The following is a 19372-nucleotide window of genomic DNA, read 5'->3' as shown; positions in this document are numbered from 1 at the left end:
AATGAGTATCAAAGACTCATTCACGAGTATCAAAGACTGATTAATGAGTATCAAAGACTCATTCACGAGTATCAAAGACTGATTAATGAGTATCAAAGACTGGTTAACGAGTATTAAAGACTCATTCACGAGTATCAAAGACTGATTAATGAGCTTCCAAGCCTCATTAATGAGTATCAAAAACTGGTGGATAAGTCGTAGGGGCACGGCACCAGTAAAATTATTGTATGTACCAAAATATTTTTGATGCCGTGCCCCTACCGCGTGTCTATTTACCTGAAAATAGCTGTAACGCAAAATCGGCGATCGCACTTAACACAATTGAGAGATGTAGGTTGGGTTGAGGAACGAAACCCAACGCTAGTTCTCAACAAAAGTGCTAAACTCCTCACTACACAAACCAAAAGACTGTCAACTCCCAAATGACAAATGACAAATGACAAATGACCAATTATCTACAGTCCATTACCAATTAAAATAAATGGTGCCCAATAATATGGATGGGAATAATTCGTCAAATTTCTCCCCGGTTTTGTCGATGTACCTGGTACTGGTTCCACATTAATCGCACCCCTATCACCACTTGAACTTGCACTATTATTCCCCCGTAACAAACTCAATTGTGCTTCACGTAAAGCTTGGGCTTTTGTTGGTTGATTATCTTTGGCTAAATTTGCATAAAATTGCTGCATCAACAAACTAGTACTAGCATCATCTACCAACCATAAAGAAGCCATTACCGCCTTAGCGCGACGGTTGAGAAAATAAAAGCTGACACCAGGAATTTCAATTCCATCTTTTGCAGTTTCTCCTAGCGCAGTTTCACAAGCAGAAAGTACTACTAAATGCACATCGCTTAAATCTTCTAAATTATCAATTTGGGGAATTGGTAATTTTTCCCCAGTTCCTAATACCAAATAAGAATCATCTTGTCTTCCTGGAACAAACACACCATGAGTAGCAATATGCAAAATATTATGTCCCTTGAGATTATCTCGCAAAGTCCGATAATCAAATTCCTTATTCAGGTATTTTTTCCCTGGATAAATCCCATTTTTATCGCTGGGTGTTTGGCGGATAATGGTGTCTAATTCGGTGGGGACATTAGGTAAAGCATTAAACCCTGGTACGGCGTTAGATAAACCTAAGCCCAAAACTTTAGTATTTGCACTTCCCGCAGGTAGGCGCGATTCGGTATCTGTTAACCCCGCAGATAACACTGTAGAAATATTATAGTTTTCAATCAGATATTGTTGACCGTCAAATAAAGCACCTATAGGAATATAACGCGCAGCCCTATCTAAAGAAAATACCAGATTTTGAATTTTATTGGCTTTTAATTCTGGTTCTACAGGTTTAATTAACCAATCGTAAAGTTGTTTTCCTGTGGCTTTTAATTCTTGGATATTAGAATTAGGATTTTGTAACAATCTGCGGAATTTATTCACTGTCTCGCGAATTTTTGGTTCGCTGACAGGAACTTCGACACTTTTAACTACACCACCCTTAGATACCCACCAAATCCAAGTTTTATCCTCAACTACAAAGACATTAATTAAAACTGTACTTTCTTGCGATTCGACAATTTTCTTACCCACACTGCGTAAGTCTTGCGCATCTAAAGTACCTCTGTCTTTAGCAAGGCGATCGCGGACATTTTTCTCTAGATTTTGAATCCTCTGATTAAATTCGGAAATCAAAGCATCTCGTTCATCAGCTAATTTAGCTTTCTCTGGACAATTGGTTTTTTGACATTCATCAAACTTTTGCCCAAAAGCAATCAAACTGCCATAATTTTTAATAATCTTCGCTTCTGTGGGAGTTTGTGCAATTGGCTTAGGAGTAGTGCTAGGTTTGCGATTGGCAAATTCGCTTAATTCTTGTACCTTTAATAATTCTAACACTTGACCAGCTTCTACATTCCGCCCTTGGGACATCAATAAATTGGCATATTCCCGATAGATATCAGTAATGCTAGTTCTATCAGCATCTTGAATTGCTTGTAGCAGCGATGATTGTAATTCTCGTGATAATCCGCGATTTTTTTCGCGTACCTTTTCGATATCGTTAATTGCTTTTTGATAATAAGTTATCGCCGTAGTTGGTTGATTTAATTCTCGATATGTGCGGGCTAAACCTGCATATAATACAGCCCGATTACCAGAATAATTTAGTTGATCGGCTAAAGCCGCAGCTTGATTATAAGTATCAATTGCTTGTTGATATTGTTTAGTCCGTCGATAAAATCCCCCTAGAAATACTAATATCTGTGATTCCGTTTTGACTTCTTTATTATCCCTAACTACTTGCAAGCTTTTTTGCAAGTAATCAATAGCTTTTTGATTATCATTCAAACCACCATGTCCTATACCTATAAACAGATTATTCAGCATTTCTAATTGCTGTTTATAGTAAGGAACCTTGATTTTTGGTATGAGATTTAAACCTTCTTGAGCAAAAGCAATAGTTTTTTGATAGTCGCTTTTCACAAAATTATTGATGCTCAAAAACAACAGAGATATTCCTTCAATTTCTGGGATATTTTTTAACTTTCGGGCTGTACTTAATGCTTCTTGTGCTAATTGATTAGATTTTTGATAATCTCCTAAATTTATATAAGTAACAGCTAATGTTAATAAAGGTTGAGCAATTGCCGAAGGCTCTTTACTTTTTTTAGCTATTTCTAAACTAGCAGAAGCAAACTCAATACTTTTTTGATACTCTTCCAAAGAGTCATAAATGTAAGCTATTCGATTTAAAGCTTCCGATTCGAGTTGCAGATTTTTCAATTGTTTGGCTATTTTTAAAGCTTGTTGCGCGAAAGCTAAACTTTTTTCATTTTCTGCATCAGATACAGCCAAGGAACTAGAAGCACTTGCCAGAGTGAGTAAAATATTAGCCTCCATTTCGGCATTTTTGAGTTCTCGCGCAATTGGTAATGCTTCTTGAGCAAAAGTCAAAGATTTTGCATATTCACCAGAAATATCATAAGCTTTACTCAATAAAAATGCACTAGTTAATTGAAAGTTTTTCTTAAAGTAATCCGGTGATTGTTTAGTCTTACCTTCCTGAGAAATCTCGGCCATAAATTTCCAGTCATCATCCTTCAGTTTTTGCGTAATTTCTCTAAATTGTTGTCCTAAAACAATAACCTTGGGATAATCTGCGATCGCTTCATAGGAGTTTAACAGTTCTCCCATGACTAAAACTTGAAAAATCGTCTGTAATAGCTCTGGTGACATCCCTTTAAAATTTTCACCGACTAAACTGACAAACAAGTCTAATTCGACTGGTTCTAGTTTAGTTTGCTGAAATATTTCTAATGCTTGTTGACCTGCGGTAATAGCTTGAGGATATTTTTTTTGCTGATTATTAGTTGATAGTTCACCGAATAACAGAAATCCCACAAAATATTTTGATAATCCGGGAAAGTCAGTAAATAATTGTTGTGTATATTCTTCAACTTTTTTACTATCACCCTTAGCTGTATAAGCTTCTATTAACTGGGGTAAAACTTTAAATTGTAACTCACGGCTTTTCATTTCTTGCGCAATCTGCAAACTCTGCTGTAAGAAACCCAATGCTTTATCGGGTTGCTTGATGGTGTTATGTACAGTACCTAAATTCAGCAGATTTTCCGCCTCTAAATTTCTGTTTTTAATTTCTCGCGCAATTACTAAACTCTGCTGATATAATGCAATAGCTTTAGGATGATTTTTCTTATTAACATAAACAGTTCCTAAATTCTTGAGAGTTTCCCCTTCTCCCCCACGGTTTTTAATTTGTTGATAAATTTTTAATGCTTGTTCTAAAGACTTGATTGCAGCATCAAACTGATTAGCCTTTAATTGAGTAATTCCTTGCTGTAATAATTTATCGGCTTGGGCTTGACGGTTTTGATGCGTTTGAGAAGTTGTATTTTGAGCTAAAGTATCCTGAGACACAAAGCGGTTACTTGCTGCTGATGCGACGGGACAAGTTAAAGAAAATATTAAAGTAAACAGAGTGAGGGACTGAAAATGGTATGACATAACATTCCTCAAATAGCAGTAATCAAATAGCTCAATCATCTATATCTCCCATACAGGGTGAACATATGCAAAACTTTCCACGTCCCAGAATCTAGTGATGATTCAAAGACTGTGATATCAGTGCTATAGGGAAATATTTGGGGATGTGAGGAATGTCAAATTTTGTCAAGCGGAGATTGGGTAGTAAAGGTAAGAGCGATGCCTACGGCGGGCTACGCCTACGCCACAGCAAAAAATTAAACCGCCAACCCTTAGGTTTACTATTGGTAGTATTGGCATGGAGTTTAGCAATGGGTTGGCTGTTATCTCTAGCTAGCAACGTCCAAGGCGCTACCCCTAACACAGAAATTGGCACCGTTGACGTAGTACCCGCACAATATCAGCTGGGTCAACAATTATATATAGAAAACTGCTCAACTTGTCACATCGCCTTACCACCAGCCGTATTACCTAGCCAAACCTGGAAAAATCTTTTAGAAGACTCCCAGCACTACGGCGCACAACTACAGCCTTTAATCGATCCGCCGCGCATTTTAATCTGGAGGTATCTGCAAACTTTCTCTCGTCCCCAACGCAAAGACGAAGAAACACCTTATCGCGTCAAAGATTCCCGTTATTTTAAAGCCTTACATCCCAAAATCAAATTACCCCAGCCAATACAAATTAGTAGCTGTGTCAGCTGTCACCCCAGCGCCACCGACTATAATTTCCGTCGCCTGAGTCCGGAAATGGAGAATTCGCCGTAAGGAAGGGAGACAAGGAAGACAATTGTAGAGACGCGATTAATCGCGTCTCTGCCCAATGCCCAATGCCCAATGCCCAATGCCCAATGCCCCATGCCCAATGAGTGTTAGGATCTGCAACAAAATCAGGTACATGGCAGATGAAAGCGATTGAAGTTACTGGAAAAATTGACGCTCAGGGAAACCTGATTTTAGATCAGCCAATTCAGGGAACAACTTACCCCCATCAAGTCAGGGTGATTGTACTAGTTCCAGAACCAGCAGAAACAGAAGAGTTAGATCCTGACGATACACCAGTTGAGGAAATTAAAGCCAGCTTGAGGAGAGCCTTACAACAAGCAAAAGCAGGACAACGCATACCACTATCGGAAATGTGGGAGGGAATTGATGCCGAATGAACATCCATCGGTCTTCATCGATTTAACTCCTGAATATAAACAAAACTTGCGAGACCTTTCTAAAAGATTTCGCAATATTCGCTCTGATGTTCAACCCATTATCGAAGAACTACAACAAGGAAATATTTTAGGCGACAGGATTAGCGGTTTAGGCGAGCAGTATGTTGTTTACAAGGTGAGAATCCGCAACAGCAATATTCAAAAAGGTAAAAGTGCGGGATACCGTCTCATTTATCAAGTTGAGTCACCTACAAGTATTTTGCTCTTAACAATTTATGCCAAATCTGACCGAGAAGATATTGACGCCAATGAAATTCGCTCTATTGTAGCTGATTTCTCTAGCGAGCAAAGCTAAGAAGACGGAAGGACACACAGATATAATCAATGCCCAATGCCCCAATGGGTAAAATCGCTACCTGAGCATGGTGGGCGTTCTCTGCCTCAGCAGGGGGTGGAATGATACTATTAATAGAGTTCAAATATAAGATATGAAAATAAAACCAATCATTTAGTAAACTGGTTGGCCAGCCTTTTTGCTGTTTGTGAGTTAATTCTCGTTTTATACCCATCAACAACCAACAGGGCTGGGTTGGGTTAAATTCTTATAATCTATGCCAAAACTTTAATTCCCATCCTCCTTTATTTAGTGCCATAACCTGCCATGCTAAAAAACTTGTTGGGCGATCCCAACGCTCGTAAACTTAAGAAATACCAACCTTACATTACGGAAATTAACCTCTTAGAGGAAGACATTAAAGCACTTTCCGATGATGAGTTGAAAGGGAAAACAGGCGAGTTTAGACAACGGCTTGCCAAAGGTGAAACCCTAGATGAGATTCTGCCGGAAGCTTTTGCAGTAGTTCGGGAAGCAGGAAGACGAGTCTTAGGCCTGCGGCACTTTGATGTTCAGATGTTAGGCGGTATTATTCTCCACACTGGGCAAATCGCGGAAATGAAAACCGGGGAAGGTAAAACCCTGGTGGCGACTTTGCCAAGTTATTTAAACGCCCTAACTGGCAAAGGTGTACATGTTATTACCGTAAACGATTACCTGGCACGTCGGGACGCGGAATGGATGGGTCAGGTGCATCGCTTTCTGGGATTGAGTGTAGGCTTGATTCAGGCGAACATGATACCCAGCGAACGCCAGAAAAACTATGAGTGTGATATTACCTATGTCACCAATAGTGAGGTAGGTTTTGATTACCTGCGGGATAACATGGCGACATCAATGGCAGATGTGGTACAACGCCCCTTTAATTACTGCGTCATCGACGAAGTTGACTCAATTTTAGTTGATGAGGCGCGGACACCACTGATTATTTCTGGTCAGGTAGAAAGACCTACAGAAAAATATTTGCAAGCAGCCGAAATCGCCTTTAGCCTCAAAAAAGATGAGCATTATGAAGTTGACGAAAAAGCGCGGAACGTGCTGTTGACTGATGAAGGCTTTGCGGAAGCAGAAAATTTGTTAGGCGTAACAGATTTATTCGATCCGGAAGATCCTTGGGCGCACTTTGTCTTTAACGCGATTAAAGCTAAAGAACTGTTCCTCAAGGATGTCAACTATATCGTCCGTAACGGCGAAGTAGTCATCGTTGATGAATTTACCGGACGGGTGCTTCCCGGAAGGCGTTGGAGTGATGGTTTACACCAAGCCATTGAAGCTAAAGAACATGTAGACATTCAGCCGGAAACCCAAACTCTGGCGACAATTACCTATCAAAACCTGTTCTTGCTTTATCCCAAACTGGGGGGAATGACGGGAACGGCGAAGACAGAAGAAGCCGAATTTGAAAAAATTTACAAGCTCGAAGTCACAATTATTCCCACCAACAGAATCAGAAAGCGCCAAGACTTGTCTGATATGGTATTTAAAACAGAACCAGGCAAATGGCAAGCGATCGCGCGGGAATGTGGCGAAATGCACCAACTCGGCAGACCTGTGTTAGTTGGTACTACCAGCGTGGAAAAATCTGAGTATCTCAGCCAACTGCTACGCCAAATGGAAATTCCCCATGAATTACTGAATGCACGCCCGGAAAACGTGGAACGGGAAGCGGAAATTGTCGCCCAAGCAGGACGCAGAGGTGCAGTAACTATCGCCACAAACATGGCTGGTAGAGGTACTGATATCATCCTGGGTGGTAACTCCGAATATATGGCGCGGCTGAAACTGCGGGAATATTTTATGCCCCGGATTGTCCAGCCAGAAGATGAAGACACCTTTGGCGTGCAAAGGGCTTCAGGGCTACCCACAGGAGGCGGTAGCGGACAAGGCTTTGTACCAGGGAAAAAAGTTAAGACTTGGAAAGCTTCGCCAGAAATTTTCCCCACCCAGTTATCGAAAGAAGCAGAACAGCAATTAAAAGAAGCTGTAGATTTGGCAGTGCGGGAATATGGCGATCGCAGTTTACCAGAATTAGAAGCCGAAGAAAAAGTTGCTGTCGCCGCCGAAAAAGCCCCCATTGACGACCCAGTAATTCAAAAATTGCGGGCGGCTTACAACCGAATTAAGGAAGAATACGAACAATTCACCCACCGCGAACATGACGAAGTGGTAGAATTAGGGGGATTGCACGTAATTGGTACAGAACGCCACGAATCCCGCCGGATTGACAACCAATTGCGCGGACGGGCGGGAAGACAAGGTGACCCTGGTTCCACCAGATTCTTCCTCAGTTTAGAAGATAACTTACTACGGATTTTTGGAGGCGATCGCGTTGCTGGTTTAATGAACGCCTTCAACGTCGAAGAAGATATGCCCATTGAATCGGGTATGTTAACCCGCAGTTTAGAAGGCGCACAGAAAAAAGTTGAAACCTACTACTACGACATCCGTAAACAGGTGTTTGAGTACGACGAGGTAATGAACAACCAACGCCGCGCCATCTACGCCGAACGCCGCCGGGTATTAGAAGGGCAAGATTTAAAAGAACAGGTAATTACCTACGCCGAAAAAACGATGGATGACATCGTTACTTACTACATCAACCCCGATTTGCCCTCAGAAGAGTGGGAATTGGATAAATTGGTAGAAAAAGTCAAAGAATTTGTCTATTTACTAGCTGACTTACAACCAAGTCAATTAGAAGATATGGCGATCGCGGAAATTAAAGCTTTTCTCCACGAACAGGTAAGAATTGCCTACGACATGAAAGAAGCGCAAATTGACCAAATTCAGCCAGGATTAATGCGCCAAGCTGAACGTTTCTTTATCTTGCAACGCATTGATACCCTGTGGCGCGAACACCTGCAACAAATGGATGCACTGCGCGAATCTGTAGGTTTGCGCGGTTACGGTCAAAAAGATCCGTTAATTGAGTACAAGAGCGAAGGTTATGAACTCTTCTTGGATATGATGGTCAACATCCGCCGAGATGTAGTTTACTCCTTGTTCATGTTCCAGCCCCAACCGCAGCCGATGGTGCAGACTTCCTCGGAGATGGTATAAAACTGCTGATTGTTACAGCTAGTTAAATAACCGAATATTACAGAAATAGCAGTCAAGAAGTCGGAAAAGTTAGACTTCTTGACTGATTTTTGTTTTAAGAAAGTACACAAATTCGCTCAATAGACTTCTTGCATAAATATTGTCGCTGTGCTGATTAGGAGTTTTAAAAGCTCACGCAGAGCCGCAGCGAAAAGTCTGAGCGCCGGCTTCCGGCGATCAGAACTTTTCAAGACAGAGACGCAGAGAAGAATGAGAAAATTAGGACTTTTGCAAGAGGTGTAATAATTAAAAACCATAACAAGATAAGTAATTGGCATTTACCCAACCTTCTAAACCATTAACGGCAAGGTTTGGCCCCTGCATAACACGAACGTAAACCCAAGGCCCGTTACCTCTTCTCAGGAATTGGATAGTATTGCCATTATTGAGACCAGCTCTTGATTTTCCATTAGGAGAAAAGCGCAAAGCTAACTGACCAGTTTGAATATTAGTTACATTGCAAAATACTTGTGGAGATTCTCTAACCTCGCTGATTTCACCACAAGATAAGTAATTTGAATTTACCCAACCTTCCAAACCATTCACGCCATTATTCGGCCCATTAATCACGCGGACATAAGCCCAAGGAAAACTACCACTTTTGAGAAATGCCACAGTATTACCATTATTGAGACCAGCTCTTGAGTTTCCATTAGGAGAAAAGCGCAAAGCTAGCTGACCGGATTGAATATTTACTACACTACAAGTTTGTTGTTGCGCTAAGAGAATCCTTGGTTGCTGGGTATTATTGGAATTCACAAACTTTGAGTTATTTGCAAACACAGCAGAGGAAAAATTTAAACCAACTAAAGACAAGGAAACAAGGGGAATGGCAAAAACAGACTTATAGAAGTTGTTCATGTTGATGATTATCTTTGATAACTGTTGAAAATCGCTGGCGCTCAATAGCGAATCATTTTTAGCTTGAATGGTGGTAATAAGAAATCACCACACACAAAAGTATTTTGTTTTAGTTATTATCTAGAACCTGCTTGAATAGCTGAGTTAGCCATTCGCATCATCTGTACCAGCATTTCTTTGCTGGTTGGTGCAGAAAGTTTATATCGAATTAGATATGACACACCATTTTGTTTCCATGTCAATGATGTATCTCCACATCTATCGCAAGTTCTTTCTAAATAATAGCCTTGAACACCATTGGCTAAAGTTATGGGATTACCATCTTCACCGTAATCTTCCATTGATGCCATGAAAGTACCTAAAAAACAGGCACTATCAGAACAGTTGGGTGAATATCCAATCTCCACGTAATAGGAAGAATCTTCACCTCCTCCTTGAGCATAGAGTTCTTGTGAATCAGCAGGAAGTTCACTAGGAAGTAAAATTGGTAATGAAGTTGTCTGACGCAATTGCTGTAAAACCTCCTGTAACAGAGGAACTACTGGCTTTTGTTCTTGAGCGATCGCTCTTGGCGTTACCATAACTAGAGGTATTACTACAGGCATGAGAGTACAGCCAATCAGAGCCAGATTAGTTAATTGTGTATTTAGCTTCATAGATTACTTGGATAGCAATTGCTGTTTATGGCAACGGAAGTTTTTGTTTATATTTAAGTCGGTACTTTGTGTTTAAGACACTGAAGATATCACAAATGTATTTCTTCTGGCGATAAAGTATCAACTGTAACTTTACTGATATCAAACATCCGAGATTACCATGATGATTTTCAGACATAATGACTGATTAGCAAGTACTGAAATCTTATTAATTTTAGAAATAAACCACATCTACTTTGAGAACCATAGTTTTAAAAGTAGTGGGAGCATCTTGCTCCCTGGGCTTCTTAGCGGGCAAGACTTCGGCGTGAGCGCTCAGTCGAACGCTGCCCGCACTACTCCTGGTTTCAAAATGGACGAGGTTTATGTGTATTATTAATTACTTGATAAACCTTGTATATTGTTGTAAATTTTTTCGTTACTATATGACATAAATCACTAAATATAATTACCGAAATTACAGCAGTTTTCACCTATTTGAACCACATCTGTCGTAGGGGCACGGCATCCACAATCTTCTCATATATACAATAATTTTACTGGTGCCGTGCCCCTACAGTGTGGTCTATTTACAGGAAGATGCTGTAAACAATGAAAAAGGCACAACATTGTTGTGCCTTAACTATCCTCTGCAACTCCAAAAAATAAAATCAACTGTACAGATCCCAGAATTAACTAGGACGCTGCTCAGTTAACACCTGATATGCATAATTGAAATCATCAGTAGTAATACGGATATCTGTAGGTGTTGTTTGTCCTTGAGAACGGAAACGGCGAATCGCTTCAACAGCCGCTTGATTGCACAGCAATGTTAAGTCTGCACCATTCCAACCTTTGGTCATCTCTGCCCAATATTCCAAATCCACATCTTGTAGAGGTCGTCCTTGGCTATGAACCTTTAAGATTGACAGACGGCTACCTAAATCTGGTAAATCTACCTTCATCTGTAAATCTAAGCGTCCAGCGCGTAATAAAGCCGGATCTAGAGTATCAGGTCGATTTGTTGCCCCAATCACTAAGATAGTGGTTCCTACTTGTAAGCCATCTAATTCTGTGAGTAATTGACCAACTACGCGATCGCTTACTCCCGAATCTCCATTATAACTGCCTCTAGCGGGAGCCAAGGTATCAATTTCATCAATAAATACTACACAGGGGTCGGCTTGTCTGGCTTTCGCAAACAATTCTCGCACAGCTTGTTCGCTAGCTCCTACCCAACGGCTGAGTAATTCCGGCCCGTTGACACCAATAAAATTTGCCCTAGCTTGAGAAGCTACAGCTTTAGCTAACAAAGTCTTGCCAGTTCCCGGAGGCCCCCACAGTAAAATTCCTTTCGGTGCTAAAGCTTTGGTTTGCAAATACAATTCTGGATACAGTAACGCCCCTTCTACCGATTCACGCAGCGTTTGCTTAATTGTCTCCAAACCACCAATATCTTCCCAAGCCACATGGGGAACTTCAACTTCCACACTCCGCAATACCGCCGGCTTGATTTCTTTCAGGGCTTGCAAAAAGTCAGACTGACACACCGTCATATTGTCTGGAATTTTTTCGTCAATCGAAGGTACGTGACGGCGCAATGCTGTATAAGCAGCTTTTTGACATACAGCCTTCAAATCAGCCCCGACAAAGCCCACAGCCCGTTCAGCAATGAAATCCAGGTCAACCGTATTATCTAAAGGCATAGCACGGGTGAGAATTTGCAGAATTTCCTTGCGTCCGTTGCAGTCAGGGATGCGAAACTGAACTTCTCTATCAAATCGACCCGGACGGCGCAAAGCCGGGTCAAGATGGTCGGGGCGATTGGTCGCTGCTAAAACAATCACACCTTGGCTTTGAGAAAAACCATCCATCAAGCTTAATAACTGCGCCACTAGGCGTTTTTCTACTTCCCCTTCTACCGCACTCCGGTCGGGAGCCAAACTATCAATTTCATCAATAAAGATAATACAGGGAGCATTTTTCGCGGCCTTTTCAAAAATACCTCGCAGTCGTTGTTCTGCTTCACCGTAATATTTACTGATGACTTCTGGCCCGACGAGGGCGATATAGTTCACCCCCAATTCTTCTGCTAAAGCGCGGGCGGTGAGAGTTTTACCAGTTCCTGGAGGCCCCACCAACAATACCCCCCGCGTGGGTTCTAGACCTAGTTTTGCCAAGAGGTCGGGACGTTTTAAGGGGATAGCAATCAGTTCTTTGAGTTCCTTAAGAACTTCACCTAATCCACCCACATCTTTAAGACTATGATCGGAAGGTGCATCAGGTGGCACAATCGGGTCAGATGGGGCGCTGCTACCACCGCCACCGCCACCACCTCCAGAATTAGCCGACGGTTGAGTGCGGAAGCGGCTAGTACCTACATCATTAGCCATATTATTCGGACGGGGCACATTCCCATATCGGGGAATACTGCTCATCGGACGAGAATTTATTTGCACATCCGTCTTAATCTCGCCCTTTTCGACCTTTTCTTCCAGAGTTTTGACTAACTCTAATAACTGTTCAAAACCCTTAAACAACTCACTCATAAAATACCTCGATAGTTGACTCCCAAATCCCGCGATTTCTTTGGCGAAATTTAGCTGTTATTTGCAATTAATTCCTCGAATTCAAATAACAGATGGGCTGCACATTGAATTCTCGCCAGTGGCTCTACAGAACGGGGTAAGCGTGGTAAGCGAATAATCGTTTGTTTGGGAAATAAGCTTCCCTCTACTTCCGCTTCTGGACTGTAGCGATTCTGTACCACATAACTTTGATTAACTCCCATCTTTGCCAAGGATTCTGTTAATCTTATGTGTTCGGCAATAATTGCTGCTTCTGCTTGAATTACACCAATAAATTGAGTTTCCTGGGGATTTTTTAATTTTTTTTGCGCCTGGACAACTTGTTGACGTAAACCCCGCAATCGCCCAATGACATCGACATGACCCAAAACATTTTGATATTTCATCCACAGCTTAAATATCCATGTTAACCAATCTCCTAAAGCTGATGGCATTTCCAAAAAGCGTAGCAGATGGCCTGTAGGTGCTGTATCTAAAATAATCAAGTCTTCTTGGTTGCTGCTTAATAAATCCATCACCGTAACTAGAGATAATATCTCATCAATTCCCGGTAAAGCTTGCGACATAATCTGTCGCCAAGCTTCTGGTAAATAAGCAACATTTACTGTCGAATCTGTTTGGGTTCCTTCTCCACTAATCATATCTGCTAATTCCCACAGATAATCAGCGCGAAATTGGTCTAAAACCTTAGTTTCATCAACTTCTTGCGCGCTCAAATTAGGAGTTAACATTATCGGCTCATGTCCTAAGGTTTGCCCAAAAGCATCGCCTAAAGAATGAGCCGGATCTATGGAAATGACGCGAATATTTTTTTGGGGATAATGTTGCGCACAAGCCCAAGCAACTGCTGCTGCTACTGTTGTTTTACCTACACCTCCTTTACCACCAACAATAATGAGTTGACATCCTTCCGCCAAAAAATCGCTAAAACTTGGTAGGACTTTATTTGGCCATTGGATGATTGGTGGTGGTGCAAGTTCAACAGTATTGATAGTTTGAATTTGGTTAACCAAGCTATCTAACAACATCCCACCTAAGGGAAGTGCTTGCTGTTGGGGAAGAGTGAAAACAGGTTTGTCAGGTGCTATTTTTAAGTATTGAGCGAGTAAATTTTGCTGCTCGGCATAACGGTCTTTATCGAGAGTATCTGCTGTCAAAAGCCGATTGACAAACAATCCAGCATAGGGAATTTCTAATTCTTTTAAACTAACTAAAAAGCGTTCAGTTTCTAAAAATGACATCGGCTCAGAAACTGCTACCACTAAACAGCCAGTAAAATTTTCATCTTGCAGTAAGCGTCTGCCTTCTGCTAGTTGAAATTTCATATCAACTAGAAAATCATCAACCTCATCTTCTTTATAATTACCCTTAAAAGTTGTGGTAATTACACGATGTTTTTCTTGAAATAATTCAAAAGAATTTAAAATAACATCTAGAAAATCTTTTAAGCGTAATAAATTTAATGTGTGCCCCGAAGGAGCCATATCTAGAACAATCCGATCTACTTTCTTTTCCGAAAGCAGGCGTTGAATTTCTAGCAACCCCATGAGTTCATTTAACCCAGGCCAGTTTAAATCCCAAACTGGTGCTAAATCTTCGCCATCGGCTAAACTACCGCGTTCTACTAATAATTCTAAAAACCGACTATATTGGGCTTTAAATTCTAACAGCAGTTTTTGCGCATCTAATGCTTGAACGCTCAAGTTAGATAAATCGTTTACAGGTAAAGCATTATCTGTGACTTCTGTGAGTAAAACATCCCCTAAAGAATGAGCCGGATCTGTAGAAATTAATAAAATTCTTTCGTCGGGAAATTTTCTCGCCCAATACCGGGCAAAACTGCAAGAAATGGTGGTTTTACCAACCCCACCTTTGCCGCTAAACATGACTAAATTTAGAGAATCGTAGTTTTTCATCATCCACCTATAAATTCCCAGTAAAACTTGTAAATCATCTTTAAACGAAATGGTAGGGAGGTAGACCTTCTCCTAAGCAGAAATCCCAAGATGGGCAAGCAGCTTGCCAAGTATAAAATTGCGCTAAAAATGCAGATTTATCTTGGTCGTCAACTAAAATATAAATCCGAATTTCTTCGCCTTTGTTCTGCACAATTGCCGAAGATTGATAAATTTCCGTAATTAAATTAATTAGACTAGATTTTTCATCAGTCTGGGAAATCAAGAAAGTTTTTTGCTGTTCAAAATGCTGTTTCTTGGCTAAAAAATAATCTCTACCTCCGCCTACAGTCGCTCTTACAGGTTCTAGAAAAGTCTGAGGTACGAGTCTTAAACTATATTCGGTTTTACCTTGAATATTCTCTAATTTTTCTCGATATTCCCGATTGTGAACTTCTATATGGTTAAGTAAAATAGCTTGAGAACTAAAAGAAGTGCCAAAACGCAAAGGTAAAACTGTAGTTTGCTCAAATAGTTCGCGAATCACGCGATCGTGAGTTAAAACCATTTTGATAACTTCTTCATCATTATCTTGCACTGATTCTAAAGATATTCCTTGTTCCACAACGGCGGAAATACCTGCACCATGAATTAAGCATAATTGTCCTAAATTACCTATTGGTAAATTCAAAGATATATCAGGAGTTTTCAAAAAAGCATAAGTGTAAAGATTTAACGATTCCATTGTTATCGATGTATTTAAAAAAATGAGATTTTCCTTAATATTTATAGCACCCATAATTACCTGAAAACAAAATAATAAATTATTCTTTTTTAGACTTTACAATCTGATTTTGTTAGTTATAATACAAACAATTGTTCAGGTAAAATCAATGAAAAATCTTCGTAATCGCGGTTCTATTAGACCTAAAATAACTACTATGCCACGGAGTAAATCGGAAGCTTCTAATCAGTTAGAACTTTATAAACTGGTGACCGAACAGCAAAGAATTAAGCAAGAGCTACAGTTTATAGAGCAGAGAACCGTAATGTTAAAACAACGGTTGGGTACACTCAAGAACCAGATAGCAGACGCAGAACAAAATATTCAAAAGTTACGCCAATCCGATCCTCGCCATTCTCACTTACCCAAGCGTCCTAATATCTTTTTTGAAGCTAAAAATTATCAAGCATTTGAGATTGAATATTAATGTTGATAGCTTCACTACATAATTAAACTATTAACCCGCAAAAGCGGGTTTTTAATTCAATATCAACATTAAGTTATGTCAACAAATGATCAGGGTGATAAGACGAGATTTTCATTATCTTCATATTGGTTCTTCCCCCGAAGTGCTTCTGCAAAGACTTTAGTATCTTCAGGTACGGGTATAAAGTAAGTCTCTTCTAATTCATCTTCTTCATTTTCTTCAGCTTCTTCCGCTTCTTCAGCTGCTAAAGCTGCTGCTTCTAGTTGAGCTTGTTCTTCTAAAGCTTGAATTTTCAGCAGGAGTTCTTCCTCTCTTTCTTCAAATTCTTCTTCAGAAATTTCGCCAATATCAAAGGAAAGTTGCAAACTTAATAATTGTTTATTTAAATTTTCTTGAGCGTCAAATTCAGTATTAGTACGTTCTTGAATTTGTTCGCCAATCCACATCAGTCCATTGATTGGCCCCATGACGGGAAATAATAAAAGCTTACCAAGCATAAGTTTTCTCCAATTATGATATCTGAGCAAATGTATAAGGTGCAGTAAAATTATTGTAACGAATACGCAAACGGTTACCAAATTGCCGATCGACAGCTTCTACACGTTCGCTAAATTGAGATTCGTTATCCCAAGGAATCAAAAATGCAGCGTTGTAAATCATTTCTTCCGTCATCGGTTCGCTTTCAATCACATCATGGGCGAGAGGCTTGAGTTCGTTAAAGAAAGCTTGAATTACAGATTCTTTACGGAGTTTTAAATTGGCTTCAATTAATTGACCAATTTCAATGACTTCATCCATACTCAGGTTTTTACCTTCCATGCGATCGCGCTTTTGCTTCAATTCTAGATTCGCATCCATCATTGCTTGCAATTCAGCTTTCGTATCCCACAGAATCTTAATACTTACTTCTCGCTTTCCTGCCAATTTTTGGAATAGTTCGCGCAATTGTCTTTCACAGGGTTTAATAAGTTGTGTAACTACCGTTTCCCAATTTTTGACAACTAATCCAAACCGTAAAGGTAGCAAGGTGCGGAAGCCTTCCTGCATTGCTTGTTCTAAAACTTTTTCGTGGCTAATTAAATTCTTGCGGGAAGCCAAATATTTTTCTTGTTTAGCATCGGAATATAAAAAGGTAAAACCTTCAATCACTTCGCTGTGAACAGGCTGAGAATCCAAGCCTTTGAGACTAATTGAAGCAGGGATAGGATCGGAAAAAATACCGTACAAATAAAGACCAGCATCCATAACAAAAAATTACTTTGTAATTACAAAGGTTTTGAGGTTAATACTACGCGCAATTTCGCGTGAATCAGATTGAGTTGGGCTACACCTAAATCTATTTCCCCGTCTACAACAATTCCCGTATTTAATAGACGGTCTAATAGTTCTAGGATAGAGGGAGAAGTTCCTGTTTCCCCCGGATAGTAAGAGCCAGCAGATGGTAACAGACTACCAAGTTCTCCTAAATGAATATTTAAGTCTGCTGGATCGATTTCAAAGATTTGACACAAATTTAAAACTTGTTCTTCTAACTTTTGCAAACTTTCTGCAGCTCGCTCTAAGTCAGATTCCGTTAGGCACTCCTGTTCCATTCGGCGAATTACTTGAGCTTCCATCAGCTGACGTATTAGTTCCACTACAGTTAATAGTAAGGGAACTAATCCGGCTTGATTATTAGCTTGAGAATTGGTAGCTACCAAGTCGTTGGAATTTTCAACTGGAGTGCAGGCCATTGCCATGATGCCACCTTTGGTTAATTGCTTTTTTGAGTAAACTCAGTCTATTCATCAAGTTGAGAATTTATTGGCAATGGCAAATTTTCTGCATCGCTGTGTTCGCGCTCTTCAGCTTTGACTGTGAATAATTCCGGTTTCTTGCTATTAGCCGCAGTCAGCGCTTTTAGTTGCGCTTCTAAACTCGCCAGCCGTTGCTGAAGTTCTTGATTTTCCTCAACTAAATGTTGATTCTTACTACTGAGATAAGGGTCATTTTCCCACCAATTAATACCAAGTTCCTTGGCTTTATCGACGGAGGAAATTAATAAGCGAATCCGAATATGCAGCAGTTCGGTGGAAGCGATAGATACAGAAATATCACCAGCAATCACAATGCCCTTATCTAACACTCGTTCTAGAATGTCTGCCAAGGTAGAACCTTGGGTAGATGTGGTAATTGCTCGACTAGAGTTAGATTGAGGGCGTTGTTGCAGGATGGGTGTAGTAGTCACGATGAATTAGACTCTTGAATGAGATAAAGACTGTCTTTAGCGAGCAAGCATTAATTGGGATTGTCGCTTAATAAGGTTTCGTCGAGGGTAACAGGTTCAGCAAGTGCTTCTTTTTGTGGCTCGATTTCACCACTGATTTCTTCTTCCGCAACATCATAAGGATCGCTATGATCAACCTGCTCTACCGATTGTGATTGTACGTGTAAGTGGTTGAGTAATTGCAGAAACAAAGTTGTAGCTTCGCTAGCAGATAAATTTGTGCGGTTAAACAGCACATCTGCACAGATTTCGCGAAAATCGGAATTTTCGGGAGCCACTAAAATATCGTGTTCCGCACACACTTTAGCAACCATTAAACAAGAACGCAAGCCGGAAGTTTTTTCACCACCAGTAGCGGCGCGGAATGCTTTGACTAAACGCACAACCAACAGCGCCGATTCGCGATTGATACCTGTTTTATGGGTTAAAATTTCGGTTTGAGTTTGCTCATCTGGTTCTGGCATATTAATTGTTACCAGCCGATCCATTAAAGCATCTTGAGTTGAGTGAACTCCACAGTATTCTTCAGGATTAGAAGTGAAGATAGCCCGGAATTTCGGATGAACGTGCAAATATTCAGGCTGATTGCTGCTAGGAGGTAGAGTGAGGATTTTTTCTTCTAAAGCTGAAAGTAAGACGTTATTAACTTCAGGCCGCGAACGGTTAAATTCGTCATAGACTAAGGTTAAACCTTCCCGACAAGCTAAAGTCAGGCGAGAATCGACCCAATTTTGCTTGAGTTCGTCTTCAACTTTCAGAACATTGTGAATGTAATTATCTAATAATTTTTTGTGAGTGTAGCCAGATTCACTACCAATTAAATCAGAACTCTTAAATTCGTCATCCCCGAAAATCAACATGATAGGTCTATCTAGACAGTTGGCTAGATGCATGGCTAGAGTCGTTTTTCCTGTTCCGGCTGGCCCCCGTAAGTGAATTGCAAATCCTGATGTGAGATAACGCAGCGCACGAATGGCTACTTGCTCAATCGCAGGTGTAACTACAAACTGGCCAGGACGGACACGAAGAACGGCTCTTTTTTTATGATTTTCGGTAGTATTCATAATGTTGTTGATGATGGGCAGAAAAATTTCCAAAAATAACAGAAATTAGATGCTATTTATGCATCTGTGTGCTAGGATAGAAGAACAAACTATAAATAACCCTCTAGTCGATTGTTTGGATAATTGATACTCGATAGAGTTATATATTGTTCACTGATAGAAGAGAGGTAAAAATAGGTTATCAGTA

The 19372-nt window shown here is 40.3% G+C and carries 16 protein-coding genes; 5 read left to right on the top strand and 11 right to left on the bottom strand.

The annotated features are described in order from the left end of the window. Nucleotides 1-455 precede the first annotated feature (455 nt). Nucleotides 456-4031 (bottom strand): CHAT domain-containing protein, encoded by a 3576-nt coding sequence (locus tag AACW45_RS15655; RefSeq protein WP_190633463.1) that lies wholly within the window; start codon nt 4029-4031, stop codon nt 456-458. Between the two features lie 152 nt (nt 4032-4183). Between AACW45_RS15655 and AACW45_RS15650 the strand changes: the two genes are divergently transcribed. From AACW45_RS15650 to secA, 4 genes are all read left to right on the top strand, one after another. Further along, complete coding sequence (locus AACW45_RS15650) at nt 4184-4777, top strand: diheme cytochrome c (RefSeq protein ID WP_190633462.1); 594 nt, start codon at nt 4184-4186, stop codon at nt 4775-4777. 137 nt (nt 4778-4914) lie between these two features. Then, nucleotides 4915-5172 (top strand): type II toxin-antitoxin system RelN family antitoxin, encoded by a 258-nt coding sequence (locus tag AACW45_RS15645; protein ID WP_190633461.1) that lies wholly within the window; start codon nt 4915-4917, stop codon nt 5170-5172. Beyond that, nucleotides 5162-5527 carry a type II toxin-antitoxin system RelE family toxin gene (locus AACW45_RS15640; RefSeq protein ID WP_190633460.1) on the top strand — a complete coding sequence of 122 codons (366 nt, stop codon included), beginning with the start codon at nt 5162-5164 and terminating at the stop codon, nt 5525-5527. Before AACW45_RS15645 ends, AACW45_RS15640 begins: the two co-directional genes overlap by 11 nt. A gap of 306 nt (nt 5528-5833) precedes the next feature. Further along, nucleotides 5834-8626 (top strand): preprotein translocase subunit SecA, encoded by a 2793-nt coding sequence (gene secA, locus AACW45_RS15635; protein WP_190633459.1) that lies wholly within the window; start codon nt 5834-5836, stop codon nt 8624-8626. A 285-nt stretch (nt 8627-8911) separates the two neighbouring features. Here secA and AACW45_RS15630 read toward each other — a convergent pair whose 3' ends face one another. The 5 genes from AACW45_RS15630 to AACW45_RS15610 all read right to left on the bottom strand — a co-directional run bounded on the left by AACW45_RS15630 (nt 8912) and on the right by AACW45_RS15610 (nt 15389). Further along, nucleotides 8912-9526, bottom strand: a complete 615-nt coding sequence (locus AACW45_RS15630; protein ID WP_190633458.1) for an SH3 domain-containing protein — start codon at nt 9524-9526, stop codon at nt 8912-8914. Between the two features lie 116 nt (nt 9527-9642). Then, nucleotides 9643-10182 (bottom strand): hypothetical protein, encoded by a 540-nt coding sequence (locus AACW45_RS15625; RefSeq protein ID WP_190633457.1) that lies wholly within the window; start codon nt 10180-10182, stop codon nt 9643-9645. Nucleotides 10183-10853: 671 nt separating this feature from the next. Then, nucleotides 10854-12710, bottom strand: coding sequence for an AAA family ATPase (locus AACW45_RS15620; RefSeq protein WP_190633456.1), 1857 nt, complete (start codon nt 12708-12710; stop codon nt 10854-10856). 50 nt (nt 12711-12760) lie between these two features. After that, entirely contained in the window at nt 12761-14668 is a 1908-nt protein-coding gene (locus AACW45_RS15615; protein ID WP_199331144.1) for an ArsA family ATPase, read from the bottom strand. A gap of 37 nt (nt 14669-14705) precedes the next feature. Next, nucleotides 14706-15389, bottom strand: coding sequence for a GvpL/GvpF family gas vesicle protein (locus AACW45_RS15610; RefSeq protein WP_190633455.1), 684 nt, complete (start codon nt 15387-15389; stop codon nt 14706-14708). Nucleotides 15390-15537: 148 nt separating this feature from the next. Here AACW45_RS15610 and AACW45_RS15605 point away from each other — a divergent pair, with 148 nt between their 5' ends. After that, nucleotides 15538-15855 (top strand): gas vesicle protein, encoded by a 318-nt coding sequence (locus tag AACW45_RS15605; RefSeq protein ID WP_190633454.1) that lies wholly within the window; start codon nt 15538-15540, stop codon nt 15853-15855. An 89-nt stretch (nt 15856-15944) separates the two neighbouring features. On the opposite strand, the gene AACW45_RS15600 is transcribed toward AACW45_RS15605, so the two are convergent. The 5 genes from AACW45_RS15600 to gvpN are packed head-to-tail and all read right to left on the bottom strand — an operon-like array spanning nt 15945 to nt 19185. After that, nucleotides 15945-16352, bottom strand: coding sequence for a gas vesicle protein GvpG (locus tag AACW45_RS15600; protein ID WP_190633453.1), 408 nt, complete (start codon nt 16350-16352; stop codon nt 15945-15947). Nucleotides 16353-16365: 13 nt separating this feature from the next. Continuing rightward, complete coding sequence (locus AACW45_RS15595) at nt 16366-17100, bottom strand: GvpL/GvpF family gas vesicle protein (protein ID WP_190633452.1); 735 nt, start codon at nt 17098-17100, stop codon at nt 16366-16368. Nucleotides 17101-17120: 20 nt separating this feature from the next. After that, nucleotides 17121-17588, bottom strand: a complete 468-nt coding sequence (locus AACW45_RS15590; RefSeq protein ID WP_199331150.1) for a gas vesicle protein K — start codon at nt 17586-17588, stop codon at nt 17121-17123. A 47-nt stretch (nt 17589-17635) separates the two neighbouring features. Then, a complete protein-coding gene (locus tag AACW45_RS15585; RefSeq protein ID WP_096646034.1) occupies nt 17636-18082 on the bottom strand; it encodes a gas vesicle protein in 447 nt (148 codons plus the stop codon). Between the two features lie 50 nt (nt 18083-18132). Then, nucleotides 18133-19185 (bottom strand): gas vesicle protein GvpN, encoded by a 1053-nt coding sequence (gvpN, locus tag AACW45_RS15580; RefSeq protein ID WP_242045565.1) that lies wholly within the window; start codon nt 19183-19185, stop codon nt 18133-18135. Nucleotides 19186-19372: the final 187 nt, after the last annotated feature.

Origin of the sequence: Calothrix sp. FACHB-168 (assembly GCF_963889195.1) — a bacterium.
GTDB classification, from domain to species: Bacteria; Cyanobacteriota; Cyanobacteriia; order Cyanobacteriales; family Nostocaceae; genus Aulosira; species Aulosira anomala_A.
The sequence above is the reverse complement of the archived record's forward strand: the minus strand, read 5'-3'. Positions and strand labels throughout refer to the sequence as shown.